The sequence below is a fragment of the Mesorhizobium sp. M7A.F.Ca.ET.027.02.1.1 genome, assembly GCF_004022985.1.
Lineage (GTDB): Bacteria > Pseudomonadota > Alphaproteobacteria > Rhizobiales > Rhizobiaceae > Mesorhizobium.
In genome coordinates this window covers 1-3502 of sequence record NZ_RZOL01000528.1, presented here as the reverse complement: position 1 = coordinate 3502, position 3502 = coordinate 1, and the positions used below count along the sequence as shown (strand labels likewise).

Annotated in this window: 4 protein-coding genes and 1 pseudogene; 2 read left to right on the top strand and 3 right to left on the bottom strand. The window is 64.3% G+C overall.

What is annotated here, in order from left to right:
- Both EN749_RS32735 and EN749_RS32730 read right to left on the bottom strand, forming a co-directional pair.
- A partial coding sequence (locus tag EN749_RS32735; RefSeq protein ID WP_281061939.1) for a CorA family divalent cation transporter occupies window positions 1–505 on the bottom strand: 505 nt, incomplete at its 3' end.
- A gap of 175 nt (window positions 506–680) precedes the next feature.
- Window positions 681–971, bottom strand: a complete 291-nt coding sequence (locus EN749_RS32730) for a muconolactone Delta-isomerase family protein (RefSeq protein WP_127271666.1) — start codon at window positions 969–971, stop codon at window positions 681–683.
- 108 nt (window positions 972–1079) lie between these two features.
- Between EN749_RS32730 and EN749_RS32725 the strand changes: the two genes are divergently transcribed.
- Window positions 1080–1988: a LysR substrate-binding domain-containing protein gene (locus EN749_RS32725; protein ID WP_128364722.1), complete on the top strand. Its 909-nt coding sequence runs from the start codon at window positions 1080–1082 to the stop codon at window positions 1986–1988.
- An 88-nt stretch (window positions 1989–2076) separates the two neighbouring features.
- Here EN749_RS32725 and EN749_RS32720 read toward each other — a convergent pair whose 3' ends face one another.
- Window positions 2077–2688 carry a TIGR00730 family Rossman fold protein gene (locus tag EN749_RS32720; protein WP_127332138.1) on the bottom strand — a complete coding sequence of 204 codons (612 nt, stop codon included), beginning with the start codon at window positions 2686–2688 and terminating at the stop codon, window positions 2077–2079.
- Between the two features lie 125 nt (window positions 2689–2813).
- Here EN749_RS32720 and EN749_RS32715 point away from each other — a divergent pair.
- A pseudogene (locus EN749_RS32715) lies at window positions 2814–3502 on the top strand (peptigoglycan-binding protein LysM); the annotation flags it as partial.

The following is a 3502-nucleotide window of genomic DNA, read 5'->3' as shown; positions in this document are numbered from 1 at the left end:
GTGCCGCAAGTTCAGCCACCATGCCGTCAAAAGACTGGCCGACAACCGCCTCGATCAACTCGGCCGGCGAGCGGAACTTGCGCGATCCATTCTCGATCGCCTTGCGGATGTTGTCGACCGACTGCAGCGGTTGCTTGCGGGCGCCGACCAGCATCGTGTCGTTGAGCGCGAAGCGGAAATGGCCAAGCCCGCCCGCTTCCGCCGAATAGTCATGGCGCAGGTCCGGCAGATCGCCATAGAGCCAGTCGTCCTCGAGGTCGATATGGCAGCCATGGCTGGCGGACAGGAAAGCTTCGCGCACAGGTGCCGGCAAAGCCTGGTCGGCGCCGATCTCATGGCGGGCCCGCATGTCGGAAAGCTGGTAGCTGCGCCATGTCCAGTGCGCGGCGGCGGCGTCCTTGGTTCGCACGCCCTCAGCGGTGAAATGATAGATGAAGAACAATCCGTGCTCGTCGGGCAGGTAGGGCGACAGGTCTGTGCCTTCCGGGGCGAGAGTGATATCCATGGGGCGGTGCCAGATGCATGTTCCGAAAAGGCACCGCACGGCGGCTGCCTGGCCTTGATTTCTAGCACGAGCGAACCCGGTTCCGTGTGACGGTTTCTTGACAGCCGATCACGGTCTGTCGATCACCCACGTCAATCCGGTGGTGACGCCTTCGCCACCCCGGATTGTGCCCCGGTCAGTGCTTCGGGCCGAAGCCGGGGTAGGGCTTGAGGGGCACGATTGCGGCAATGTCCATCATGCCGGCCTTGACCAGCGGCAAGGTGGCGAGATGGCCGCGAACCTCTGCATCATCGGCGGCTTCGAGCATCATGCCGCTGCCCGGGATGTCGCCTCGGTTCCACACCTGGCGTACCGCGCCTTCGGCATAGAGCGTGCGCCGCTGTTCGGCTTCGCCGGGCAGAAGCGGAGCGAAATCGGCATCGGCAAATTTTTCGGTGTTGCGGGTGAGAAGGGCAAAGAACTGCATGGCGGTCTCCTTTGGTTGGATGGCCGAACTATCGCTCCCGCTGGTCAGACTGTCCAAGACTGGTTAGGCTAAAGTTGAGACCTCGGGGGACTGGAGCTTGGAGAAAAAATGTTCGACCTGCGCCAGATCAGGTATTTCGTCACCGTCGCCGAAACCGGCAATGTCGGGCGCGCCGCCGAGATGCTGCATATTTCCCAGTCGCCACTCAGCCGGCAGATCATGCAGCTCGAGGAGCAGCTCGGCGTCGCTCTGTTCGAACGGGCAAAACAGCGGGTCCATCTCAACGCCGAGGGCCGGGCCTTCCTTACCGAGGCCCGCGCGCTGCTGTCCAATGCGCGCCGACTGGAAGAGTTCGGCCGCAACCTGGCCAGCGGCGCCGTCGGCCGGCTCGCCATCGGCTATGTCGAAGGGGCCGTTCATGCCGGGCTTGTCGCCGGGATGCTGCGCCAGTTCCGTCGCGACCGGCCAGATTTCCACTTGCAACTGAGAAGCCTGCGTTCGGCGGCGCAGTTGGAAGGGCTACGGCAGCGGTCGCTGGATCTGGGCTTTGTCTACTCGCCGCCAGCCGATGATGACCCGGATGTCGCCGCCATGGCGCTGCGGCATGAGCCGCTGGTGCTGGCGATCCCCGAAGATGATCCGCTTGTTCAATTACCAGAGGTTGGGCCGTATCACCTTGACGGTCGCACCTGGATCACCGTCGTGCGCCAGCCGGACGACACCAATCGCGGCCAGTTCCTTGCCGCCTGCGCCAAAGCCGGCTTTCTGCCCGACATCGCCTATGAAACGGCGGATCCGCTGACCTCGCTCGGCCTTGTCAGCGCAGGTCTCGGCCTGGCGACGGTGCAAGCCAGCCTGCGCGCCGCTGCGCCGCCGCGGATCGTATTTCGCGACCTGCCGTGGTTCGACCGCACGGTTTCACTCCATCTCGCCTGGCGGCGTCAAGACCGGCGGGCGGTGATTGCCGATTTGCGGCAGGCTGCGGAGGAAGAGGGGAGTAGGGGAGTAGGGGAGTAGGGCAGTAGGGCAGTAGGGCAGTAGGGCAGTAGGGCAGGACACTCCAGGCAATTCACATACTGCCTTACTGCCCTATTCCCTTACTCCCCTACATTTTGTCGATCACCGACTGCACGCCCTCGGTCGGAGCATCGACGGACGATCCTGCCACCATGATGGCGGCGACGATCGCTTCAGGGTCGTCGACGACCAGCGGCTTGACCCGCTGTGCGGTGTGGATGAAGCCTTCGGCGGCCATGTGATCGAGCAACGCCAGCATCGGATCCCAAAATCCTTTGACATTGGCGAAGACGATCGGCTTGCGATGATGGCCAAGCTGCCCCCAGGTCATGATCTCGACGATCTCCTCGACCGTGCCGATCCCGCCCGGCAGCGCCACAAAGGCGTCGGATTTCTCGAACATCCTGTGCTTGCGCTCGTGCATGTTGTCGGTGATCAAGAGTTCATCGAGCCGGTCAAGCGCGGTTTCGCTCGCTTCCTTGTTGATCAGGAAGCGCGGAATGATGCCCGTTACCTTGCCGCCGGCCTTGAGCGCGCCTTCGGCGACAGCACCCATAATGCCCTTGGTGCCGCCGCCATAGACCAGCCGCAGTCCCGCTTTGGCAATCGAGCGTCCGAGCAGGTGTCCGGCCTTGATATAGGTTTCATCGCGGCCCGGAGACGAGCCGCAATAGACGCAGACGGATCGAATCGTGTTCATGCCGATGATTGGTGATTGGGTCTGAAAGCCGGGTCAAGCCCCAAGAGTTAACAGCCTGGGCTTTTTCTTGTCGGTATTGGTAAAACAGGCTAGACCGGCGTTAGGTGGCTAAGGGGTAGGGAAGTATGGCGATTAATCCACTGAAGGCGTTTCTGTTCGCGGCGGGTGGGACCGTCGCGGCCGCGGGAACCGCCTATGTATCGGGCGCACTCGACCCGTATCTCAATCCCACGCCGCCGGCGCAAGTGGCGGCGCAGACGCCGCCCGCAGCGCCAAAATCGGCCGATCCCAGCACCGAAGCGCGGCTGCCCGCCGCGGAGGTCCCTGCGGCTCCCGCCGCGGTGCCCCAGGCAACGGCACCGGCCGCACCGGCCGCGGACGCGGCGGCGCCGGCTGCGGCCGGTCCGGTCGCACCGTCCTTCGATGTCGTGCGCGTCGAAAGCAATGGCTCGATTGTCGTCGCCGGCAATGCGGCGCCCAACGCCAAGGTCGAGATCCTCAACGGCTCGACGGTGCTTGGCTCGACGGTCGCTGGTCCCGATGGCGCCTTCGTTATCATTCTCGACGATCCGCTGAAGCCCGGTGATTATACGATCGCGCTGCGCGCGACCACGGGCGATGTCGTAACGCCCTCGGTGCAGACCGCCGTGGTTTCGGTTCCCAAGGATGCGGCCGGCCAGGTGCTGGCCATGGTCGAGGAGCCGGGCAAGCCGGCCGAATTGCTGACCGTTCCCGCGCCCGCGGCAAAGCCGGCTGCTCAGGCCACCGCGCCGGCTGCTCCCGCAGCCGAAGCGCCCGCAACTGCTCCGGCACC